The sequence below is a fragment of the Sporomusa rhizae genome (genome assembly GCF_041428845.1).
GTDB lineage: Bacteria > Bacillota > Negativicutes > Sporomusales > Sporomusaceae > Sporomusa > Sporomusa rhizae.
The window spans coordinates 4,800,204-4,819,959 of the sequence record NZ_CP156925.1 but is presented as its reverse complement, the minus strand read 5'-3'; the positions used below and the strand labels follow the sequence as shown (position 1 = coordinate 4,819,959).

20 protein-coding genes and 1 riboswitch are annotated in these 19,756 nt (G+C 44.5%); of the genes, 17 read left to right on the top strand and 3 right to left on the bottom strand.

The annotated features are described in order from the left end of the window. Positions 1-177: 177 nt before the first annotated feature. Together SRRS_RS22515 and SRRS_RS22510 are read left to right on the top strand one after the other, a co-directional pair. Positions 178-750 carry a TetR/AcrR family transcriptional regulator gene (locus SRRS_RS22515; protein WP_371363648.1) on the top strand — a complete coding sequence of 191 codons (573 nt, stop codon included), beginning with the start codon at positions 178-180 and terminating at the stop codon, positions 748-750. A gap of 238 nt (positions 751-988) precedes the next feature. Continuing rightward, positions 989-1,546 (top strand): 3D domain-containing protein, encoded by a 558-nt coding sequence (locus SRRS_RS22510; protein ID WP_371363647.1) that lies wholly within the window; start codon positions 989-991, stop codon positions 1,544-1,546. A 103-nt stretch (positions 1,547-1,649) separates the two neighbouring features. Here the strand turns inward: SRRS_RS22510 and nrdD are convergent, their stop codons facing one another. After that, positions 1,650-3,788, bottom strand: a complete 2,139-nt coding sequence (nrdD, locus tag SRRS_RS22505; protein ID WP_371363646.1) for an anaerobic ribonucleoside-triphosphate reductase — start codon at positions 3,786-3,788, stop codon at positions 1,650-1,652. 282 nt (positions 3,789-4,070) lie between these two features. On the opposite strand from nrdD, the gene SRRS_RS22500 reads away from it, so the two are divergent. Next, positions 4,071-5,498 (top strand): sigma-54 interaction domain-containing protein, encoded by a 1,428-nt coding sequence (locus SRRS_RS22500; RefSeq protein WP_371363645.1) that lies wholly within the window; start codon positions 4,071-4,073, stop codon positions 5,496-5,498. Positions 5,499-5,635: 137 nt separating this feature from the next. Here the strand turns inward: SRRS_RS22500 and SRRS_RS22495 are convergent, their stop codons facing one another. Both SRRS_RS22495 and SRRS_RS22490 read right to left on the bottom strand, forming a co-directional pair. Further along, entirely contained in the window at positions 5,636-7,048 is a 1,413-nt protein-coding gene (locus tag SRRS_RS22495) for an amino acid permease (protein ID WP_371363644.1), read from the bottom strand. Between the two features lie 186 nt (positions 7,049-7,234). Then, positions 7,235-8,548: a cyclic 2,3-diphosphoglycerate synthase gene (locus tag SRRS_RS22490; RefSeq protein WP_371363643.1), complete on the bottom strand. Its 1,314-nt coding sequence runs from the start codon at positions 8,546-8,548 to the stop codon at positions 7,235-7,237. 447 nt (positions 8,549-8,995) lie between these two features. Between SRRS_RS22490 and SRRS_RS22485 the strand changes: the two genes are divergently transcribed. The 14 genes from SRRS_RS22485 (at position 8,996) to SRRS_RS22420 (ending at position 19,641) form a co-directional block, all read left to right on the top strand. Then, on the top strand, positions 8,996-9,844 hold the full coding sequence (locus tag SRRS_RS22485) for a transporter substrate-binding domain-containing protein (RefSeq protein ID WP_371363642.1): 849 nt from the start codon (positions 8,996-8,998) through the stop codon (positions 9,842-9,844). Between the two features lie 52 nt (positions 9,845-9,896). Next, positions 9,897-10,595 carry an amino acid ABC transporter permease gene (locus SRRS_RS22480; RefSeq protein WP_371363641.1) on the top strand — a complete coding sequence of 233 codons (699 nt, stop codon included), beginning with the start codon at positions 9,897-9,899 and terminating at the stop codon, positions 10,593-10,595. Between the two features lie 30 nt (positions 10,596-10,625). Beyond that, a complete protein-coding gene (locus tag SRRS_RS22475; RefSeq protein ID WP_371363640.1) occupies positions 10,626-11,342 on the top strand; it encodes an amino acid ABC transporter permease in 717 nt (238 codons plus the stop codon). Continuing rightward, on the top strand, positions 11,339-12,094 hold the full coding sequence (locus SRRS_RS22470) for an amino acid ABC transporter ATP-binding protein (protein ID WP_371363639.1): 756 nt from the start codon (positions 11,339-11,341) through the stop codon (positions 12,092-12,094). Before SRRS_RS22475 ends, SRRS_RS22470 begins: the two co-directional genes overlap by 4 nt. A 42-nt stretch (positions 12,095-12,136) precedes the next feature. Continuing rightward, complete coding sequence (locus SRRS_RS22465; protein WP_371363638.1) at positions 12,137-12,811, top strand: DUF1847 domain-containing protein; 675 nt, start codon at positions 12,137-12,139, stop codon at positions 12,809-12,811. Between the two features lie 57 nt (positions 12,812-12,868). After that, a complete protein-coding gene (locus SRRS_RS22460) occupies positions 12,869-14,065 on the top strand; it encodes a MalY/PatB family protein (RefSeq protein WP_371363637.1) in 1,197 nt (398 codons plus the stop codon). Between the two features lie 246 nt (positions 14,066-14,311). Then, positions 14,312-14,495: riboswitch (cobalamin riboswitch) on the top strand. Between the two features lie 429 nt (positions 14,496-14,924). Next, positions 14,925-15,293, top strand: a complete 369-nt coding sequence (locus SRRS_RS22455) for a hypothetical protein (protein ID WP_371363635.1) — start codon at positions 14,925-14,927, stop codon at positions 15,291-15,293. 22 nt (positions 15,294-15,315) lie between these two features. Then, entirely contained in the window at positions 15,316-15,504 is a 189-nt protein-coding gene (locus SRRS_RS22450; protein WP_371363634.1) for a hypothetical protein, read from the top strand. A 287-nt stretch (positions 15,505-15,791) separates the two neighbouring features. Beyond that, entirely contained in the window at positions 15,792-16,316 is a 525-nt protein-coding gene (locus SRRS_RS22445) for a phage holin family protein (RefSeq protein ID WP_371363633.1), read from the top strand. After that, the gene (locus SRRS_RS22440) at positions 16,316-16,756 is read left to right on the top strand and encodes a glycoside hydrolase family 73 protein (RefSeq protein WP_371363632.1); all 441 of its coding nucleotides are present in this window, start codon (positions 16,316-16,318) and stop codon (positions 16,754-16,756) included. Before SRRS_RS22445 ends, SRRS_RS22440 begins: the two co-directional genes overlap by 1 nt. A gap of 129 nt (positions 16,757-16,885) precedes the next feature. Next, complete coding sequence (locus tag SRRS_RS22435; RefSeq protein WP_371363631.1) at positions 16,886-17,047, top strand: hypothetical protein; 162 nt, start codon at positions 16,886-16,888, stop codon at positions 17,045-17,047. Between the two features lie 27 nt (positions 17,048-17,074). After that, positions 17,075-17,551: a hypothetical protein gene (locus tag SRRS_RS22430; RefSeq protein ID WP_371363630.1), complete on the top strand. Its 477-nt coding sequence runs from the start codon at positions 17,075-17,077 to the stop codon at positions 17,549-17,551. An 11-nt stretch (positions 17,552-17,562) separates the two neighbouring features. Beyond that, positions 17,563-18,516, top strand: coding sequence for a phage tail tube protein (locus tag SRRS_RS22425; RefSeq protein ID WP_371363629.1), 954 nt, complete (start codon positions 17,563-17,565; stop codon positions 18,514-18,516). A gap of 129 nt (positions 18,517-18,645) precedes the next feature. Continuing rightward, positions 18,646-19,641, top strand: a complete 996-nt coding sequence (locus SRRS_RS22420; protein ID WP_371363628.1) for a hypothetical protein — start codon at positions 18,646-18,648, stop codon at positions 19,639-19,641. Positions 19,642-19,756: the final 115 nt, after the last annotated feature.

The window sequence follows — 19,756 nt, the reverse complement described above, 5'->3', positions numbered from 1 at the left end:
TTGCGTTGGAGTATTTTTTTTGGCCAAATAAATACTGAACGTACAGTTTAGTTTATGTTTTAATTATAAACTGAACGTTTAGTATTTGTAAAGAGATAATTTCATTTTCTTATAAAAAAATATTTAGTATAATGTACGTATAGTTTTAGTAGGGAAAAAGCAACAGGAGGTATTCCATTGGAAAAGAAGAAAGGGCGTCCCCGTAATGTCGCAACAGAACAGGCCATTCTGGCCGCTTCCTATGATTTATTGCTGGAAATTGGCTTCGGAGCCGTAACGGTGGACAAGATTGCTGAACGGGCCAAAGTTAGCAAAGCCACCATTTATAAATGGTGGCCAAACAAAGCAGCGGTTGTGATGGATGGCTTTCTCTCCGCGGCTATGTCCAGGCTTCCCGTACCGGATACCGGTTCGGTGCTCAAAGACATCGTTATTCAGGTAACCAATTTAGCCCGGTTTTTAACCAGCAGAGAAGGTAAAGTGATTAACGAATTCATTGCGGAAGGCCAATTTGATGCCAAATTGGCGGAAGAATACCGAACCAGATATTTTAATCCCCGGCGGCTTGATGCCCGGCGCATTCTGGAGCGGGGCGTACAGAGAGGCGAGTTAAAGAAGGAATTAGACCTGGAAATAGGTATTGATTTGATTTTTGGTCCGCTGTTTTATCGCTTACTGGTAACCGGGGAGCCAATCGATGAAGCCTTTATTGAGACATTGGTAAACTATGCGTTTAAAGGGATTGAGTAAAGGCAAAAAACTGCCGCCTTGTGGGAAGGCGGCAGTTTTTTGCACTACGGGTTTCTATTCGGCGGATAAGGGCAAACCACATCGATGATCAGCAACTAGTAGCATACAATTATGCTGGTTAGGGTGCAATGCATAATATTATAGCGTCTTTGGTAAATAATAAAAGACAAGAGTGGCTCGAATCATCGTTAGTATCATGAATAAATCGAGCTGAAAAGACAAGTAAGGGGCGAGTAGTATGAAGGCGAAGCATCATGGTAAGACTAAGTGGCATTTTAAGAAGATTGCCGCCGCTATCGGCAGTGCTGTCGTTATTGCTGCCGCAACGATTCCGGGTGTGGCGTCAGTTGTCACAGTTCCTGATACCAATAAACCACCAGCCACACCAACGGCGGCTGCGCCGGAAACGCCTCCTCCGCCCACTGAGCAGACGGCACAAAATGTTCCGCCGGAAGAAGCGAGGGCAGAAAAGGTTTTGAATATTACAGCCACAGCCTATGCACCTGGACCGCATGACAATGATCAATGGGGTAATAAGACTCGTTTGGGAACACAAATCCGGCCAGGGGTAATCGCGGTGGATCCTAGAGTAATTCCCCTTGGATCACAGGTTATGATAAAGTATCCTGATGGAACGAAAGAGTATGCAGTTGCCGAAGATACAGGCGGAGCCATCAAGGGCCACCGTATCGATGTGGCAAAGTGGACGGTCAAGGAAGCCTATGGATTTGGCATTAAGCCGGTCAAGGTGTATGTATTACATACACCTGAGAAGACAAACGAGGCCAGGGCATAGTGAACTCTATAGGTGTGCTGCAATAGCAATAACCGGGTTACCGCCAACGATACGTTGGTGGTAACCCGGTTTACTATTTAGGCGTGGCCCCAGTCACCTGGCGCTATTTGCATAGATGTTTTTTGCGGCCGTTCAATTCGGCGAGTTTGGCAGAGTTAAAGCGGTCTACCGTGCTCAGATAGCCGGTGATCCGGCGTACCCGGCGCACCGTATTGGTGTTGCAGCTAGGACAATTGTCTTCTGGGATAACGCCGGTATAGCCGCAATGAGCGCAATAATCCAGTGGGAAATTGATGCCGACGTACCCCATATCCGCATCAGCCATGGCTTTTATCAGGCTTTCGGTTACAGCAACATTCTGGCTCGGGGGAGAGGGTAATTCCACATAACTGATATGGCCGGCATTGCAATATTTATGGAACAGGCCTTCTGTCTGGATTTTATCGAAGGCGGAGATATCGGCGTAGACAGGAACGTGGAAAGAGTTGGTGTAGTATTCTTTATCGGTGATGCCGGGAATGCTGCCGTATTTTTTTTGATCGATGGCGGTGAAACGGCCGGAAAGTCCTTCGGCCGGAGTTGCCAGCAGCGTATAGTTCAGATTGTAGGTTTCCGCTGCTTCATCGATGAGTTGTCGCATTCTCTTAATAATCTTTTCTCCCAGAGCCAGCACTGCCGGGTCTTCTCCGTGGTGTTTTCCGGTCAGGGCCACCAGGGTTTCCGCCAAACCGATAAAGCCTACCGACAAACTTCCGTGGACGATAGCCGGTTCAATACGGTCGCCGGGCTGCAGCTGTTCCGAATCCAGATACAGGCCCTGGCCCATTAGGAAGGGCATATCATTGACCTTAAGGTTGGCCTGAACCTGGTAGCGCTCATATAATTGTTCCACAGTCAGCGTGACCAGGGTTTCCAGGTTGGACCAGAACTTGTCCAGGTTATTGCCTGCTTCCAAGGCCGCGCGGGGCAAGTTTATGGTGGTAAAGCTCAGATTGCCCCGGCCATCGGTTACCTCCGGCCCCCGACAATTAGCCATGACTCTGGTACGGCAACCCATATAGGCCACTTCTTCTTTATAGTCTTTATTAAAACTGGAATCCATGAAACTAAAGGTCGGGAAAAGTCTGACACTGGCAACTTCCAAGGCCAGCCGGAACAGGTCATAGTTAGGGTCCCCCGGGTTACGATTGATACCGTTTTTTATTTTGAAGATAATATTGGGGAATATGGGAGCTTCGCCGTGTCCTAATCCCTTGCGGTACGCCAGCAGTAAGTTTTTGGTCACCTTGCGGCCGCCGGCGCTGGTATCTGTGCCAATGTTTATACTGGAAAAGGGAACTTGTGCTCCCGCCCGCGAGTGCATGCTGTTCAGGTTATAAATGACTGCTTCCATCGATTGATAAGCTTCTTCTTCGCTGGCAGTTTCAAAATAAGGAGCCAGGTCCCGGTCAAAGAAGGCATAAGACTGACCGCCGTGCATGTCATTTTGATTGCTCTGCAGGATGATGCAGGCCAAAGCGGCTGCGGAGGAGGCGCGGCGTGGCGGACGGATAAACCCGTGACCCGAGTTGAAGCCGTTTTGCAGTAACTTGCCCAGTGGTATTTGCAGGCAAGTAAGAGTTTTGCTATAGAAGTCCAGGTCATGGATATGAATGGCGCCGGATTTATGGGCTTGGGCGAATTTTTCCGAAATCACTTTGCTAAGATAATAGGATTTGCTGGCGGCACTGCCGATTTGCAGCATTTTGGCGGAAGGAGAATTGCCGACATTGGCATTTTCCCGGTGCGTTTCTTTTAGGATTTCCGCGACTGCGTCATCCAGTGTATTTTTAGCTTCCCGGATGGCAGTCCGGTTGGCGCGATATTGTATGTAGGCTTTGGCGGTTTTCTTAAAGCCGCTGTCGAAGATGGCATCTTCGACATAGTTCTGCACATCCTCCACGCTATAGCCGTCTTTCTTTTGGTCCATAGCCAGCCGGTTGATCACCATTTTTGTGATGCTGAGAGCCAGGTTTTTCGACCAGGTTTCGGCGGTATGGTGTTCAGGCGTACGAAATTCTTTTACCGCTATCAGGGATCTATAAACGGCAGTAGCAATTTTTACCGGTTGAAAAGGGACCGTCTCACCGGTACGCTTTATTATGCTAGTTAAATTTCCTTGGAGTAATTTTTCAATCCATTGATGAATTTGCTGTTTTTCAGTTTCTGTAAAGGTTTCTACGAATAAATCCTTCGACATCATATTCCTCCCCCGTATTGCACTAGGTTTTTCAGGTAGCAGCGTAGCAACTACCGTTGCATTTTGGTTCCCATACTTTTCCTTACCATCATACTTTATGCATATTGTGTTGTCAATCCGTAAAATAGATATTTAAACACAATATGTTGTGTTTGCGATAGTAGGGAAGTGCGTTAAACTGGTGATATCTCACTGTAACAAGTCCTATGGTAATTTGACGTAATATTTTTGTAGATATTTTCCATTAATTGGTGTATTATTTGAAGGGGGAAGGAGGGGCGACTGGTGGCTACTGCACATGACAAGCTGAGAAATTCCTTAAATTTGAATATCATCAAACATATTTTTAATACGTTGGATGAAGGAATATTGGTCGTTGACAGTAACTGTAAGGTACTGTTTTATAATCAGACTCTTTCCAAGTATGAAGGACTGGAACCGCAGAATGTGGTAGGAAAGCTGCTGTTTGATGTTTTTCCATCTCTTACTCCTGAAGAAAGCACCCTTTATCAAGTGGTTATGACTGGCGAACCTATTACCGGGCGATTTCAGCGGTATATCAATTACAACGGCAGACAACTGCAAACGGTGAATACAACTATACCGATTATAGAGGAGGGCGAAATCGTAGGCGCTCTGGAAGTTTCCCGTGATATGTCAGTGATAATCGACCTGACGGATAAGGTAGCCGAACTACAGCAGCAAAAGGCGGCTAGGCCAAAGTTCCCAGGCAGTAATGGATTCAGATTCTCTTTTGCCGATATTATCGGGAGTAACAGAAAAATCCGGGAAATCATTGAGGGACTGAAAAAAGTTGCCCGGACGTCATCGAGTGTTTTACTCTACGGTGAAACTGGCACCGGTAAAGAGTTGTTTGCTCAAAGCATACATTACGAAAGTCCGAGGAAGAACCACGCGTTTATTGCCCAAAATTGTGCAGCGTTACCGGAGAGCTTGCTGGAAAGCCTGCTTTTTGGTACCACCAGGGGAAGCTTTACGGGGGCGCTGGACAAGCCGGGTCTATTTGAGCAAGCCCACGGCGGGACAATCCTCCTTGACGAAATTAATAGCATGGGATTTTTTCTACAGGCCAAAATCCTCCGGGTGCTCCAGGAGGGATTGGTCAGGAGGCTGGGGGGCGCAGAGGATATCCCGGTAAATGTCAGAATCATTGCTACTACTAACGAAAAGCCCAGTGTGTTGTTAAAAGCAGGCAAGCTGAGGAAAGATTTATTTTACCGGTTGAGTGTGATCTATGTAGAAATCCCGGCTTTGCGCGAGCGAATCGAAGATGTCGAGGAGCTTGCTCGTTACTTTGTCGCAAAGTACAATAGTAAGTTCAACAAAAGCATTACACACATCGATGACCGGCTATTGAAAAGATTGCAGGATTATCGCTGGCCTGGGAATGTTCGGGAGCTTGAACATGTTATCGAAGCGATGATGAATTTTGCCGACGACGGACGGCTAACTATGCAGTACCTGGATTATCTGGGATGCAGCGCTTTTAAAGATTATCTGGAAAGTGAGTATTGCGTTAGGAACGGCATCAGAGATGACATCGGTTTGGTTGAGAAAAACATGATTATAAACATGCTTGACGAATATGACGGGAATATATCCCATGCGGCTAAAGCCATGGGCCTAAAGCGGCAGGCGCTACAATACAGGCTAAAAAAATATAATATTTTTCTAAAGGATCAAAAAGCGTAAACCCCCTTGGGAAAACTCACAAATCAAAAGTGAACTTTCCCAAGGGGGTTTAGTTCGCCTGAATAAAAGCAACAGCCCGCTTCCGCTAAGGCCCGGCGCAAGCTATGTGTTCTTTATGTGCGAAAGGTAACAACCGATTAGCTGCTAGCCGAGTTATTGGTGTTTTGATTCAGCTTACTGCTTTGCATACCGTAGCACAAGTAGATAACGATGCCGAGGCCAGTCCAGACCACAAAACGGATCCAGGTGATGGCCGGCAGTTGCAGGGAGAGATACCCGCACATCAGAATTGCCAAAGGAGCGATAATATAAACCGCCGGGCATTTAAACGGGCGGTGCAGATTCGGATTGGTGCGGCGCAGAACAAGAACTCCGCAAGAGGTGGTGATAAAGGCAAAGAAGGTTCCGATATTGGCCATTTCCGCGACTTCATCGATAGGAAAGAGACTGCCTGTGGCGGCGACCAGGACGCCTGTTATCCAGGTTATTATGTAGGGAGTGCCGTAACGGGAGTGGATTTTGCAAACCTTGTTGGGAATTAAGCCATCCCGGGACATGGCGAAAAAGATTCGGGACTGGCCATACAAGGTGGTCAGCAGTACGGAAGTAATGCCGGTAATGGCTCCGACGGCGACAAGGGCGGAACCGATTTTATATCCCAGGGCCTTTAGGGCATACGCCACAGGTTCGGCGGTTCTCAGATCGGTATAAGGGATAGCACCGGTCAAAACGGCTGATACCAGGATGTAGAGCAGCGTGCAGCCCAAAAGGGAACCGATCAGGCCAATGGGCAAGTCTCTTTGCGGATTTTTGCATTCCTCGGCCGAGGTTGAAACGGCGTCAAAGCCTAAATAAGCAAAGAATACCAGGGCTGCGGCCGCCGTGACTCCCGAAAAACCCATAGGCATGAAAGGTGTCCAGTTAGCGGTATTGACATGGGGGAGAGCAAGTAGCAAAAAGAGAATTACCGCACCCACCTTGATGTACACGAGAATATTATTCAATTTGGCGCTTTCTTTAATACCACGGACAAGCAAATAGGTCAAAAGGAGGACTATCAGGGCTGCAGGCACATCTATAATCCCGCCTAAAGCGGGGCAGGCGGTGAAAGCTTTAGGGAGCTCGATACCGAAAGCAGTATTCAGTAAGCCAACGGCATAGGCCGACCAACCGGCGGCAACGCTCGCAACGCTGACGGCGTATTCAAGAATGAGATTCCAGCCGACCAACCAGGCCAAACCTTCACCCAGTGTGGCATAGGAATAGGTATACGCACTGCCCGCAATGGGTACAGTGGATGCCAGTTCTGCATAGGTGAGACCGGCAAAAATGCAGGCTACACCTGATAATATGAAAGAAAGAACTATCCCTGGACCGGCGTGTTCCGCGGCCGCTATGCCGGTTAATACAAATATGCCTGTTCCAATAGTAGCCCCTAAGCCTAACAATACAAGATCCCAAGCGCTAAGCGTTTTGCGCAGGCCGGTGGTTTGGTCCGCTTCCTGCAAAATGCGACCAATGTCTTTTGTCCGAATGAATTTTTCAAACAACTAAAACCCTCCTCCTCATTACATGGCATTACGGTTGGCGTATACCGCCTATTGCCGCAGAAAAACAGTCTTGACTAAAAGAGAGGAGAGGGGAAGTGCTTTTTAAAACATGAGCACTTCCGCCTGCAAAGAGCGGGAGGTACACACTAGCCGTTGTTCGGTATCCTTACGGGATTTCTGAATGATTTAAATAAACTTTGCGAGTACATCTTTTACGGTCGGTTTGCCGATCTCTTGGAGATCATAATTCACACGTACGACCGGTTTGTCAATAGTAAGTACCCGGGTCAAGTCGATGGGGGTCCCTGAGACTATGGCATCACAGTCGGCGCGTCGGATGGTTTCTTCCATGTCCTTGATTTGTTGTTCTCCGTAGCCCATGGCTGGCAAAATAACGGAAAGATGGGTGTATTTATCGTAAGTCTCTTTGATGGTACCGACGGCAAATGGCTTGGCTTCCACGATTTCCCCGGCGCCGAATTTTTTAGCAGCCACTATTCCGGCACCAAACGTCATATAGCCATGGGTGAGGGTGGGACCATCCTCGATAACGAGGACACGCTTGCCGCGGATTTTTTCTGGTTCGGTGACAGAAACCGGCGACGCAGCCTCGATGATTACTGCAGCAGGATTGAGTTTTTCAATATTACTGCGGATGATATTTACGTTTTCGGGATCGGCTGTGTCCATTTTATTGATGACGATAACGTCGGCCATTCGAAGATTGGTCTCACCAGGATGGAAAGCTATTTCATGACCGGGGCGATGAGGATCGACTACGACTATATGGAGGTCGCTGTTGTAGAACGAAAAATCGTTGTTGCCACCATCCCATAGGACTACATCAGCCTCACTTTCTGCTTGGCGGATGATGGTTTCATAATCAACGCCGGCGTAAACGATAATGCCGTTATCGATATGCGGTTCATACTCTTCACGCTCTTCGATAGTACACTTATGCAGGTCCAGATCGGCGTAGCTGGCGAAACGCTGGCATATTTGCTCCGATAAGTCTCCATAAGGCATCGGATGCCGAATGACTACGACTTTCTTCCCCATTTCCTGGAGGGCTTTGCCTACGGCTCTTGTAGTTTGGCTCTTGCCGCACCCGGTTCTTACCGCGCAAACGGATATCAGGGGTTTGGCACACTTGATCATCGAGTTATTAGGGCCTATTAGTCGATAGTCGGCGCCTGCGGCAAGCACGCTGGATGCCTTATGCATAACATCCTCATGGGAAATATCGCTATAAGCCAGGACGACTTGATTAACATTATGTTTTTGAATCAGGTCTACGAGGTGGTCTTCGCTTTCGATAGGAATTCCTTGTGGATAGAGATCGCCTGCAAGGGTAGCTGGATATTTACGGCCATCGATATCAGGAATTTGCGTTGCAGTAAATGCTACAACTTCATAATTAGGATTGTTGCGGAAGTAGGTGTTGAATACATGAAAGTCACGGCCTGCTGCTCCCATAATCATTACTCTTGATTTGTTCATTTTGGATGAAGCCTCCTTTGATTGTTTGATTATTGAATATTGCAAAAAGTATGCCAACCCTGAAACCGGCGAAAAATGCACCTGAGTGCAAAGGATGTTTGCAGCTAGGTGCAAAAGTGCAAGGAAATGGTTGGAGCTCTGACAGGTTAACTGGTGAATGGAGTAATAATAAGAGAAAAATCCTGCCGAATTGTATTAATGGCAGGATTTCAACATAGCTCCATTACAATATATAGTAGACATAACATTTTTAAAAATATAACTTGACGGCTTTACACTGTATCACTATAATATAACTATCGCATTGAGAATAGAATATACTGGATGATAAGAAGATAAGCTGATCAGAAAACTGAAGGCCGATTTCTCAAATAAAAGAGAAATTGGTCTTTTTATTTTGTCCAACTATTCGCTTAAAAAAATTCTTTAGGTAAAGGGGAAAAATGTATGACAGTTATTAGTGTAAAAAAATACCGGAGTTTATTGTTATCAGTTTTATTAATTATGGGATTAGCGATTAGTGCGGGCTGTGGCTTGAGCGAGAGCACAACAAAGGACGTAAAACAAGGCGCAAAAGATAGTAAAGTTTATCAGGTAGCAACGCGTGGTACGTTTAAACCGTTTACTTATATGGATGAGAAGGACCATTTAACTGGCTACGACATTGAAATTCTACGTGAAATTGAAAAAAGAAATCCTACTATAAAATTTGAATTTAAAACAATGAGTGTAGATGCCGGTTTTTTAGCTTTGGAATCTGGTCAAATTGATCTTATTGCCAATCAAATTGTCAAAAATCCGCAAAGAGAAGATAAGAGTATTTTCACAAAAGAAGTTAACAATTATACGAGTCGTAAATTAGCGGTAAAAGGGGATAGAGAAGATATACATGGTATTGATGATTTGCGCGGCAAAAAAGTTGCTGTTACCAGTAGTAGTGAAGTAACTCGGCAACTTCAAAAATACAATGAAACAGCAGAACCTAAAATTGAACTGGTATATACCGACAAGGGAACAACGGAAACTTTGAATTTAGTAGCTACCGGACGTGTTGATGCAACCCCGGTTTATGATGTGGCGATTGCAGAAGCGAAAAAGACGCTGGGCATTAATGTAAAGGCGGTTGGCCCTACCATTGCCAGTGATGCTACCTGCTATGCCTTACGTAAAGATGAAAAATCTCAGCAGTTGGCCGACCTAATCGATGCTACGATAAAAGAAATGAGAGCAGAGGGCACACTGAAAAAACTATCTGAGCAATTTTTAGGTAAAGATTATACTGTTCCACAAATGTAAGGACACGCGTGGCATTGTTACAAGATAATAACGCTGGAAAGAAGGTGGTATCTTGGGAAGTTATTTCAGTATTGACTATATGGTAAAATCATTTCCAATTTTATTATCCTATGTTGATGTTACTATAGTCGTCACGATAGTTGCTGAGGTAGTTGGCATTTTGCTTGGCTCTATAGTCGCTTTAATCCGGATTAATAAAATAAAAGCGCTAAATCAGCTATGTCTTTTATATATTTCCTTTATCAGAGGTACTCCCTTCCTGGTACAGCTATATTTAGTCTGTTTTGGGTTACCTCAATTGTTACAGAGTTTTGGTTACCAAGATATTCGCTCCCTACCTGGGTTACTATTTGTATTTTTTATCATGGCAGTCCATACGGGTGCTTATGTTGCGGAAATTATGCGCAGTAGTATTTTAGCAGTAGATAAAGGGCAGCTGGAAGCGGCTCATTCGATCGGTATGAATAGTTATCAGGCTTATATTCGAATTATTTTTCCCCAAGCCTTCAGTATGGCCATTCCCGCTTTGGGTAATAATGTCATTTCAACATTAAAGGGGACATCCTTAATCTTTAATGTCGGTGTTGTCGATATGCTGAGAAAAGCTGATTTGATGGGATCGTATAGTTATCGGCATTTAGAGTTATATGTGGATATTGCGATTATCTATGTTCTCTTATGTTTTGCCATACAGGCAGTGACTCGATTCCTGGAGCGCCGTACAACGTTAGGCAAGGAGTTAGCTTCGTAATTTATGGATTAAGAAGGAAAGTAGATAACTATGAATAATATTATCGATCCTAATTTTTTGGTGGAAATCTTTTTTAAATTAGTCGGGTATATCCCCATGACATTGGGGTTGGCAATCACTAGCATGATTCTAGCCAGTATGTTGGGGATTTTCGTTACCATTATTCGCATAAATAAAATTCCTGTTTTGAGTCGTTTGGCTGATTTATATGTATTATTAGGCAGAGCTTTACCCACGATGATCGTGCTGTATATTGTGTTTTTCGCCTTGCCCATCCTTTTTATGCTTTTTGCTGATACAACAGGTAAGAAGATAGACTTTAATCAAATTCCGGCTATGGGGTTTGCTATTATTGGTCTGACGATTACCACCGGCGCATATTTAGCGGAAATATTCCGGGCTGCCGTGCAGTCAGTGGAAAAAGGGCAAATGGAGGCGGCCTTGTCCATTGGGATGACCTGGTGGCAAGGGTTTTATCGTATTATTCTTAGGCAAGCTGCCGTATTTGCCATGCCTTTGATGGCCAATCAATTTCTTAATTTGATAAAAAATACTTCCATCGCTTTTATGATCACCGTGCTGGAGCTATTTGGCGCTGCCACTGTTATTAGTGCTAATAATAACCGCTATTTAGAAGTGTATATAGTCGTAGCGCTGATGTACTGGGGAATGAGCATTCTTTTTGAAAAAATATTTTTGGCAGTGGAAGATAAACTTGCTTTTTTCAAGAAAGGAAGTACCCAATGATTACATTTAAAAACATCCATAAAGCCTTCGGTGACAATGAAGTATTAAAGGGAATTAATTGCACAATACCCACCGGTTCTGTAACCGTTATTTTAGGGCCCAGCGGTTCAGGCAAAACAACGCTGTTGCGCTCAATAAACTTTCTGGAAAGAGCGGATCGTGGAGAAATTATCTTAGATGATCTCCATATTGATGTGGAAACGGCATCAAAAGCGGATATTCATAACATCCGTCAACATACGGCGATGGTGTTTCAGATGTACAATTTGTTTAAAAACAAAACCGCGTTAGAGAATGTTACGGAAGGCTTGACTGTTGTAAAAAAGATACCTAAAGCCGAGGCGAAAGACAAAGCCTTATATTTTTTAAATAAGGTTGGATTGGCTCATAAAGCGGATGCCTATCCGCATGAATTATCCGGTGGTCAGCAGCAACGAATTGGGATCGCGCGTGCCCTGGCCCTTAATCCTGACGTTATCTTATTTGATGAACCAACATCGGCGCTTGACCCGGAATTAGTGGGTGAAGTACTGGAAGTAATGAAAAAGGTAGCCCAGGAAGTGAACGCAACGCTGGTAGTGGTTACCCATGAAATTAATTTTGCCCGTGAAGTCGCCGATAATATTATTTTCATGGATCAAGGTGTTATCATTGAACAAGGGCCACCACAAGAACTATTAAGTAATCCGAAAGAAATGCGTACAAAACAGTTTTTGTCACGTTATATTTCATTTACGGAATATAACATCTAAAATAGAAGTATAGAATGAAGTATAGAGGGAGGAATTATCAGTATGAGCGATAAAAAAAATACAGAAAGCCTAAGTTGTACAAATTGCAGTATTTATAATTGCAGAACAAAAAGTACGCAGTTCCCGGCTTTTTGTCTGACAACCAAAGATAATGACGGGCATCCGATTGCGGAAGATATCGAGGAAATTAAGCAACTGCTGCAAGGCGACAATCAAGACGCGATGATTGCCAGGGCATCGGCGCAGGTGGAAGGGCTGTTTTATGGGAAACTGACCCGGGTAGGAGAGATTATTGAATTTGCCACGCGGATTGGCGCTAAGAAAATAGGGATTGCCACCTGTGCCGGCTTGATTGAAGAGGCGAAAATTTTTGCCGATATTCTAGCGGCCCAGGGATTCGAGTATTATAGTGCTATTTGCAAAGTGGGAGCAGTCGACAAAACGGAAATCGGGATATTGGAAGAAGAAAAAATCCGGCCGGGAAATCATGAATCTATGTGTAACCCAATTCTGCAGGCCCGGGTGTTGAATTACCACAAAACAGATTTAAATGTCGTCATTGGTTTGTGCGTAGGACATGATTCGCTATTTATTAAATACTCAAAAGCGCCTGTTACGACCCTTGTTACAAAAGACAGAGTCACTGGCCACAATCCGGTAGCGGCTTTGTATACAGCCCATTCCTATTACAAAAAGTTATTGCAAAAAAAAGAGTAAACTTTGTAGGTTGATTTTTCGACCAGAGTGAATTTAGGTAAGCGAGGAGAGTTAATTATGGGAAACAGCAGTACGGAGTTGGATTTTGACAAAATTATTACTCGTCAGGGAACAGGCAGCCGCAAATGGGATGATATCGGCAGCGTATTTGGTAGTGAAGAGGTGTTGCCGTTGTGGATCGCCGATATGGATTTTGCCTCTCCCGGGGCGGTAGCGGCGAAGATTGCTGCGCGGGCTGAACATCCTCTTTATGCGTATAACGCTCAGAATGAGACGTTTAACCAGGCTATTGTCGACTGGGTACGGCGCCGGCATCATTGGAATATTGAAAAAGATTGGATTGTCCAGGCACCGGGTGTTGTACCATCCATCATTCTATCTATTATAGCGCTATCGGAACCGGGCGACGGCATTATCATTCAACCGCCGGTTTATCCACCGTTTTTTGCTTCGATAAAAGATAATAACCGGATTATCGTTGAGAATCCACTGCTATCGAAAAACGGCTATTATGAAATTGATTTTGAGGATTTGGAGCAAAAACTTGCTGACACCAAAAATAAACTGCTCTTGTTGTGTAACCCGCATAATCCGGTAGGCCGTGTGTGGAGCCGGGAAGAACTGACAAAGGTGTATACTCTTTGTCAGAAATATAAGGTAGATGTCTTATCTGACGAAATTCACAGTGACTTAGTGTATCGCGGGCATAAGCATACCGTGTTTGCTTCACTGGGGACACCGGTGTGCAAACAGAGCGTAACATTCATGGCAGCCAGTAAAACCTTTAATATCGCTGGATTAAATACGTCCTTTATGATTATACCCTGCCAGCGCAGGCGCGGCTTGATTGAGACAGAAGTGAACCGTTTGCACCTTAGACGGAATAATCTTTTTGGTGTACTGGCGACCGAAACGGCTTATCAGGAAGGCGAGGCGTGGCTGGATAATCTGCTGGTCTATTTGGAAAAAAATGCGGATGTACTTGTGCAGTTTGTGGAAACGAAATTACCTGGCGTTAAAGTAGTTAAGCCGGAAGGAACATTTCTGGCCTGGTTAGATTTTCGTGCCTACTTTAAAGAGGCCGAAAAACTGGATAGGTTTTTGGTGGAAGAGGCAAAAGTTGGTTTGAACTCCGGTAAATCTTTCGGCAGCCAGGGCGAAGGGTTTGCGCGTATTAATTTTGCGACGCAACGGAGTGTTTTGGTAGAAGCCTTAACGAGGATCGAGCGAGCACTTAAGAAGATAACAGGATAAAGTTCTACTAAAAATGTAGCTGCCCTTTTGTGGCGATAAAACACCGTTCGTGCGAAATGAACCATAAAAAACGACAATGACAAAGTGCCCCCATTTGTAGGAAATAAAACTACAAATGGGGGCATTACTTATGAAACGGCGGGACTATACACCAAGAGACTATCCCACCATAAATGATGAATTTTGTCATAAGAGCGGAATTTTTGATTGACAAATTTTTACATATTCTGTTACGCTATAACAAACCTCATATATGCTGATTCAGGTGCCCTACGGGGCTTAATAGGGAAGACCGGTGCAAAGCCGGCGCGGTCCCGCCACTGTAACGGGGAGCAAACCCAAAATTATACCACTGGAATACATATTCTGGGAAGGTTTGGGCAAGTGAAGATCCGGAGCCAGGAGAACTGCCTGTTTGACAATCACCGCTTTAACCTACGAGCGATAGGGAGGGGATTATTATGCTCATTTTTCCTTCCCGGCTATTTCGATAGCCGGGATTTTTTGTCCTGAAAGTATAACTTTCGCCTGGATAAGGGTAACATCGGCTTCCGCTTTCGCCAAAGGCTAGGCGCAAGCCGTGTTTTCTTATGACCGGAAATTATGATTGTGTTCCTTAGAGGTTTAGGCATTAGTGGAAGGTATAGCACTATGGGGCTGACCGGGCAAATATGTTAGATGAGAAGCAGGGCAGGGGCCGGTGGCCTTTTCCCTGTTTTTTTCATGTATATGGACGGTTGGGACGAATTAGCCTGAGGATATCCGGAATTGGAAGTTGCTGAAAAAATGTTAACTTATTTTCGAAAATATTGAAACATTTAGTATCCCAACTTGTACGTATAAGAATAGGGGGGATAGTATGAATCATTACTACAAAGCGGAACAAGCGAGAAGTGATGAGTATACGATTGAGCAAATCACAAGCATCATCAAGCATTATGACGAGTTATACAGCGTTGTGCAAGTTACTGCTGTCAGTTACGATAAAGTCCGCGCGGTTTCCACTAATCATACCAAAGAAGATATATTATGCTCATTGATTGATGTAGAGCAAAGTATTGCAATATTATCACCGCTGCAACAAAAAATTTTCAATAAATTAAAAGCAGGTCATACCTATTCAGAAATTTCTTTTGATCTGCAACTGAGTACAAGCAGCCTAAGATACAATTTGAAACAGGCATTGGCAGCTATAACTGACTATCTTAATTCAAATAAGGCAGTTTAAGTAAGAAAAACCGGGAGGTAATATGATGAGATATTACACACTGTCTGTAATTGAAGACGCCTTCCGCCGCCAAGATCCAGAATTAACAGAAACAGAAATCAAAGAAAAAGCGAAAAAGATCCACTCGCAGTTAAATACCCTTGATATTAGCTGGCGGCGAAGCAATAAGAAATTTTATCGAATGAACGAATTCCGTAATATTGGTTCCTAGACTTTCCCATATGACACAAGTATGGTGACAGTTTTTTTATAATCGATAGTGTTAAGCGGAACTGATTGTCATAGGCAACTGCAGTATGTGAGGTTTGAATTGAAAAATTCAGTATTAAATAAAAAATACGTACAATGCAGAAGTTTTTTTATCTTAAATGACCTCGAATTGTACGGATAAAGAATAGGGGGAGATAGTATGAAATAAAACAGTCTAGAAAGTTCTCTAAATGACCAAAGTAACTAAAGTTAGAGCCTACGGGCTCTTTTTTTATGGAGGTAGGGTAATTGGGCGATATAGCAGACAACGTATGCAAAGCGGCGAAAGGAGCTGCCCACTCACTGATGGATGTAGCACTGGCCAAGATTTCTTTGGCCGGTACCCTGTCTTTTTTCTTCGGCAACCACGGTACGGCCCTGTTGGCCTTTATCGTGCTGATCCTGATCGATTTATTTACCAAATGGCTGGCGTTAGCCTATAAGTACCTGCTGGACCAGGGGATATGCCGGGAACAGGCCGGCCTGTGGCAATGTGTCCGTAGTATGAAGAAGGCATTTGCCAACAGATATATTACGTCGGAAATGATGAAAACAAAGTTTGCCGGAAAAATCATTTTATATATGGTTTTGGTGGCAGCCGTTGTCCAGGTTGATCATATGGCCGGAGGCGAAGGCGTGTTTTTAAGAACAGCGTGGTATTATCTGGCAGCCACCGAAGCGCTCAGCATTGTGGAGAACCTGCGCGATGCCGGTGTGCAGAGCCTTACTCCCCTGTTGACCTTTATCCGAGCAAAAATGGGAGGGATCAAGTAATGACGCCGGAGAAATTTATTGACTGGCTTGCCCCGGTTGCCCAGCGTATTTGCCCGAGGTACAAGCTCTATACCAGTGTGTGCATTGCCCAGGCCGCTATGGAAAGCGGCTGGGGCCGGCATACGATCGGTGACTACAATATTTTTGGCCGCAAAGCTGCGGCTGGCGATTTATTTACCGAAGTAAGAACCCAGGAGTATTACGACGGCGAATTGGTCAGTGTTGTCGATAAATTCAAGTTGTACGGCTCGCTGGAAGAAGCCGTTGAAGACTGGTGCCTGTTATTGACCCAGGAGCCGGTATATGTGGAGCATGTGGACAACACCTCCCTGGAAACTTTCGTACAAACCATGGCCTCAATCTATGCCACTAATCCGGACTATGCCTATGATATCCTGGCAACCATTGCCGCCAGTCAATTGACTCAATATGATGAGTAACCGGCAGGGGTTTATTATCCGCTTATGCTACAAGGTTATATATAGGGCAGTTGAAGAAAAGATACAATTTTGTATAGTATCATCACTTTTTTACCAATTGTGGACGGATAAAGGATAGGAGGTGAGAGAATGTATTGTCCTTTACTTTGTATTAAACCTGAGAATAGTAAAGTTTCCTTTTGTCAATGTATGGAGGAGGCCTGCGCCTGGTGGATTGTTACCGGTACCACAGGTAAATGTGCAATTTACCAAATGGGAGTATCTGCTGCAAAAACTGAAAAAACGGCATAACCACAAGTGAAGAAAGGGGGTAATCATATGATTCCCACACTGAAATTAAGTGACATAATCAACAAATGGCGAGATGCCTTGCAAGCCAGCCAGCCGATAAAAGATTTCTGCACAACCCATTATAAAAAAGTCCCAAACATCTTCGTCGGCATTAACGGCAAAACGCCGCCAACAACAGAGAACTGCCCACTGATTATTCTTTATCCGGGTGCTAAATCTGAAGGCTTGGAATTACAAGAATATGAGTACAAACTTACGGTGGGCTGGACGATAGTGCAGAATGCAGTGACTGTAACCAATAATGTGACAGAGTATAATGGCATAGCGGAATGTGACAGCCTTGGACAGCTAATCTACCTGGAACTTGCACAACTAAGCACTGACAATCCAATTAGTGTATCAAATTACAACATCGAGCCGGTTGCCTACTTCCCACGGTTTCCTGGACGTATGGAAATTACGGTAAAAATTACACCTGTTAATGGTTATAGTATTAACTTCTAGGAGGTTTTAAGATGGCAAGAGCAAAAGGAGTTAATTCTCAGCTTGCACTGGCTTATGAGAAGGCGTATGGACTGACACCGGCGGCTCCCCAAGGCTATAATATGCCTTTTAATCAGTCGAAACTGGTAATTAATCAAAATCTGATAAATTCCGCAACCATCCGCGACTGTCGTGATCAAATCCAGCCGGCAATCGGCAATACTGATGTATTTGGCAGTATTGTCGTACCCATTGATCAGGTCGGTATCGGATTTTGGCTGCAGGCCATGCTTGGCACCCCGACGACTACCGGCTCCTGGGCTCCTTACACCCACGTATTCAAAGGCCCTAAGCGTCAGCTATCAATGGTACTGGAGCAGCAGTATCCGGATATTCCGGCCTATGAAATGTTTAACGGCTGCAAAGTAAACAATTTTGCCTTCTACTATGGCGGTGATAATGAATTAACGGCTAATATTTACATTGCCGGTGCAAAACGTACCGTTGGCGCTAGGCCCTTTGCATCCTCCCTGAGCCCACTTCCATTTCTGAAATTCAGCAACTTTCAAGGGGCGGTGGAAGAAGGCGGGGCGCAACTGGCTATTGTAATCGAAGCCAGCCTGAATGTTTATTTTGGCCTGGATGGCAATACCTATACCATTGACGGCAACGGCTGCCGCACTGACTTGCCTGAAGGCATTCTCCAGGTGTCTGGCAGTATCAAGGCGTTTTTTGCTGATACAATACTACTGCATAAGGCGGTTAATAACACGAAATCCTCGTTAACATTCAAGTTTACCAGTGGCACTCATAGCCTGCAATTTTTTATGGAAGAAGTCATTTTTCAACAAACATCACCCGGCATTGAGAGTGACAAAGGTATCTATATCAACTTGCCATTTAAAGCATTTTATGAAAGCGGCAGCGTCGGCAGCGCCATAGTAGCCACTTTGGTCAATGGGCATGCCTCCTATGCTGCAGTATAGGAAGTATTCCCCTAAAGCTTAAAGGTTTATGAATACCAATCCCCATCAAAGTCCTGTAAATTGGTTTAGCGGAACCGTATTTACAGGACTTTGGTTACCAGGAGGCTTGTGTCGGAAGGAGTTGAAGTTATGAGTGATAAAGTTAGTACAAATCAGAAGTTTAACGCTCAATTACTACCCGAGTTTACCTTGCCAGCGGTAGTAGTCACAGCGCCCAGATTAAGATGGTATGATTGGTATGGTATATGGAAAAACATATTTGCGGCAATAGATCCACAGAGTCCTGTATTTATTAACCCAACACTTAGTCATCAAAACATTCTAGATGGTTATCGGTTAAGAGAAAATCCACTTAAAATTGGACTATCATGGAGGGTAACCGCTTCCGGCAGGGTGCATCCTGATGATGTAAAACAATATATTAAACAGGAAAAAACCCTTTATTCGCATATGTTGCCTGCTGTCGAGGATGCAGCAACCAAGCTGAGTCAGGAGTCGAGTAATGCTGAGTCGAAAAATACTGAATTCAATTCTGATGCGATTTATTGGTCATATGATCTAAGTCCGATTCCACCATCTGAGGTTGGTGGCAAAATGGAGATGAGCAAGAGTACTGTAGATGGTCTAAAGGCCGCAGGTTCAGTAGCTTTAGATGCTTCAGGGGAATTTGCACTCGATAGAGGGAGTAAAGGGGGGACAATCATCCTACCTAACGGCAAGGTGATTACTTCTGAGACCTTAAAAACTTTTGGCGAAGCAACTAAGGGTATAGGCGTATTGCTGGACGCTAAGGACGTCAAGGAATATGGGGAGCAAGTTTTTCAGGAAGCTAAAAACCGAGGCTTTTCTGATGAAGATGCGGATGGTATAGCCCACAGGGCCGCCTATAATTATTTGGGATGGTTCAAGCTGCCGGAACGAGGGGGACAGGCTCTTTTAGCGTCACGCGTTTCAGGTGGTGGTTATGCGGGTACAGTTTTAGGAGAATTCTTAGAGTCGAATTTTCAGGATGATCTCAAGGATTATTTTATGAACAGGGTAATTAAGGAATATATGGCAGATAAAGAAAACTGGCAAAACTTTAAAGCCCCAGATCCGAGCGCCTATTATAACAGAACCCGCTAGCGCTATAGCAAGTGATAAATAGTAGAGTCCATTCTTTCTATAGTAAAATACAAATAAAGGGAAAAGAGGGATTATGAAGAAATAAATCTAAAAAGCAAACTCCAACGGAGGCATT

Coding starts and splice junctions, on each gene's coding strand:
- SRRS_RS22510 (WP_371363647.1), top strand. CDS start 989: ATGAAGGCGAAGCATCATGGTAAGACTAAGTGGCATTTTAAGAAGATT.
- SRRS_RS22455 (WP_371363635.1), top strand. CDS start 14,925: ATGAATCATTACTACAAAGCGGAACAAGCGAGAAGTGATGAGTATACG.
- SRRS_RS22470 (WP_371363639.1), top strand. CDS start 11,339: ATGATTACATTTAAAAACATCCATAAAGCCTTCGGTGACAATGAAGTA.
- SRRS_RS22475 (WP_371363640.1), top strand. CDS start 10,626: ATGAATAATATTATCGATCCTAATTTTTTGGTGGAAATCTTTTTTAAA.
- SRRS_RS22440 (WP_371363632.1), top strand. CDS start 16,316: ATGACGCCGGAGAAATTTATTGACTGGCTTGCCCCGGTTGCCCAGCGT.
- SRRS_RS22420 (WP_371363628.1), top strand. CDS start 18,646: ATGAGTGATAAAGTTAGTACAAATCAGAAGTTTAACGCTCAATTACTA.
- SRRS_RS22425 (WP_371363629.1), top strand. CDS start 17,563: ATGGCAAGAGCAAAAGGAGTTAATTCTCAGCTTGCACTGGCTTATGAG.
- SRRS_RS22465 (WP_371363638.1), top strand. CDS start 12,137: ATGAGCGATAAAAAAAATACAGAAAGCCTAAGTTGTACAAATTGCAGT.
- SRRS_RS22485 (WP_371363642.1), top strand. CDS start 8,996: ATGACAGTTATTAGTGTAAAAAAATACCGGAGTTTATTGTTATCAGTT.
- SRRS_RS22430 (WP_371363630.1), top strand. CDS start 17,075: ATGATTCCCACACTGAAATTAAGTGACATAATCAACAAATGGCGAGAT.
- SRRS_RS22435 (WP_371363631.1), top strand. CDS start 16,886: ATGTATTGTCCTTTACTTTGTATTAAACCTGAGAATAGTAAAGTTTCC.
- SRRS_RS22460 (WP_371363637.1), top strand. CDS start 12,869: ATGGGAAACAGCAGTACGGAGTTGGATTTTGACAAAATTATTACTCGT.
- SRRS_RS22450 (WP_371363634.1), top strand. CDS start 15,316: ATGATGAGATATTACACACTGTCTGTAATTGAAGACGCCTTCCGCCGC.
- nrdD (WP_371363646.1), bottom strand. CDS start 3,788: ATGATGTCGAAGGATTTATTCGTAGAAACCTTTACAGAAACTGAAAAA.
- SRRS_RS22490 (WP_371363643.1), bottom strand. CDS start 8,548: ATGAACAAATCAAGAGTAATGATTATGGGAGCAGCAGGCCGTGACTTT.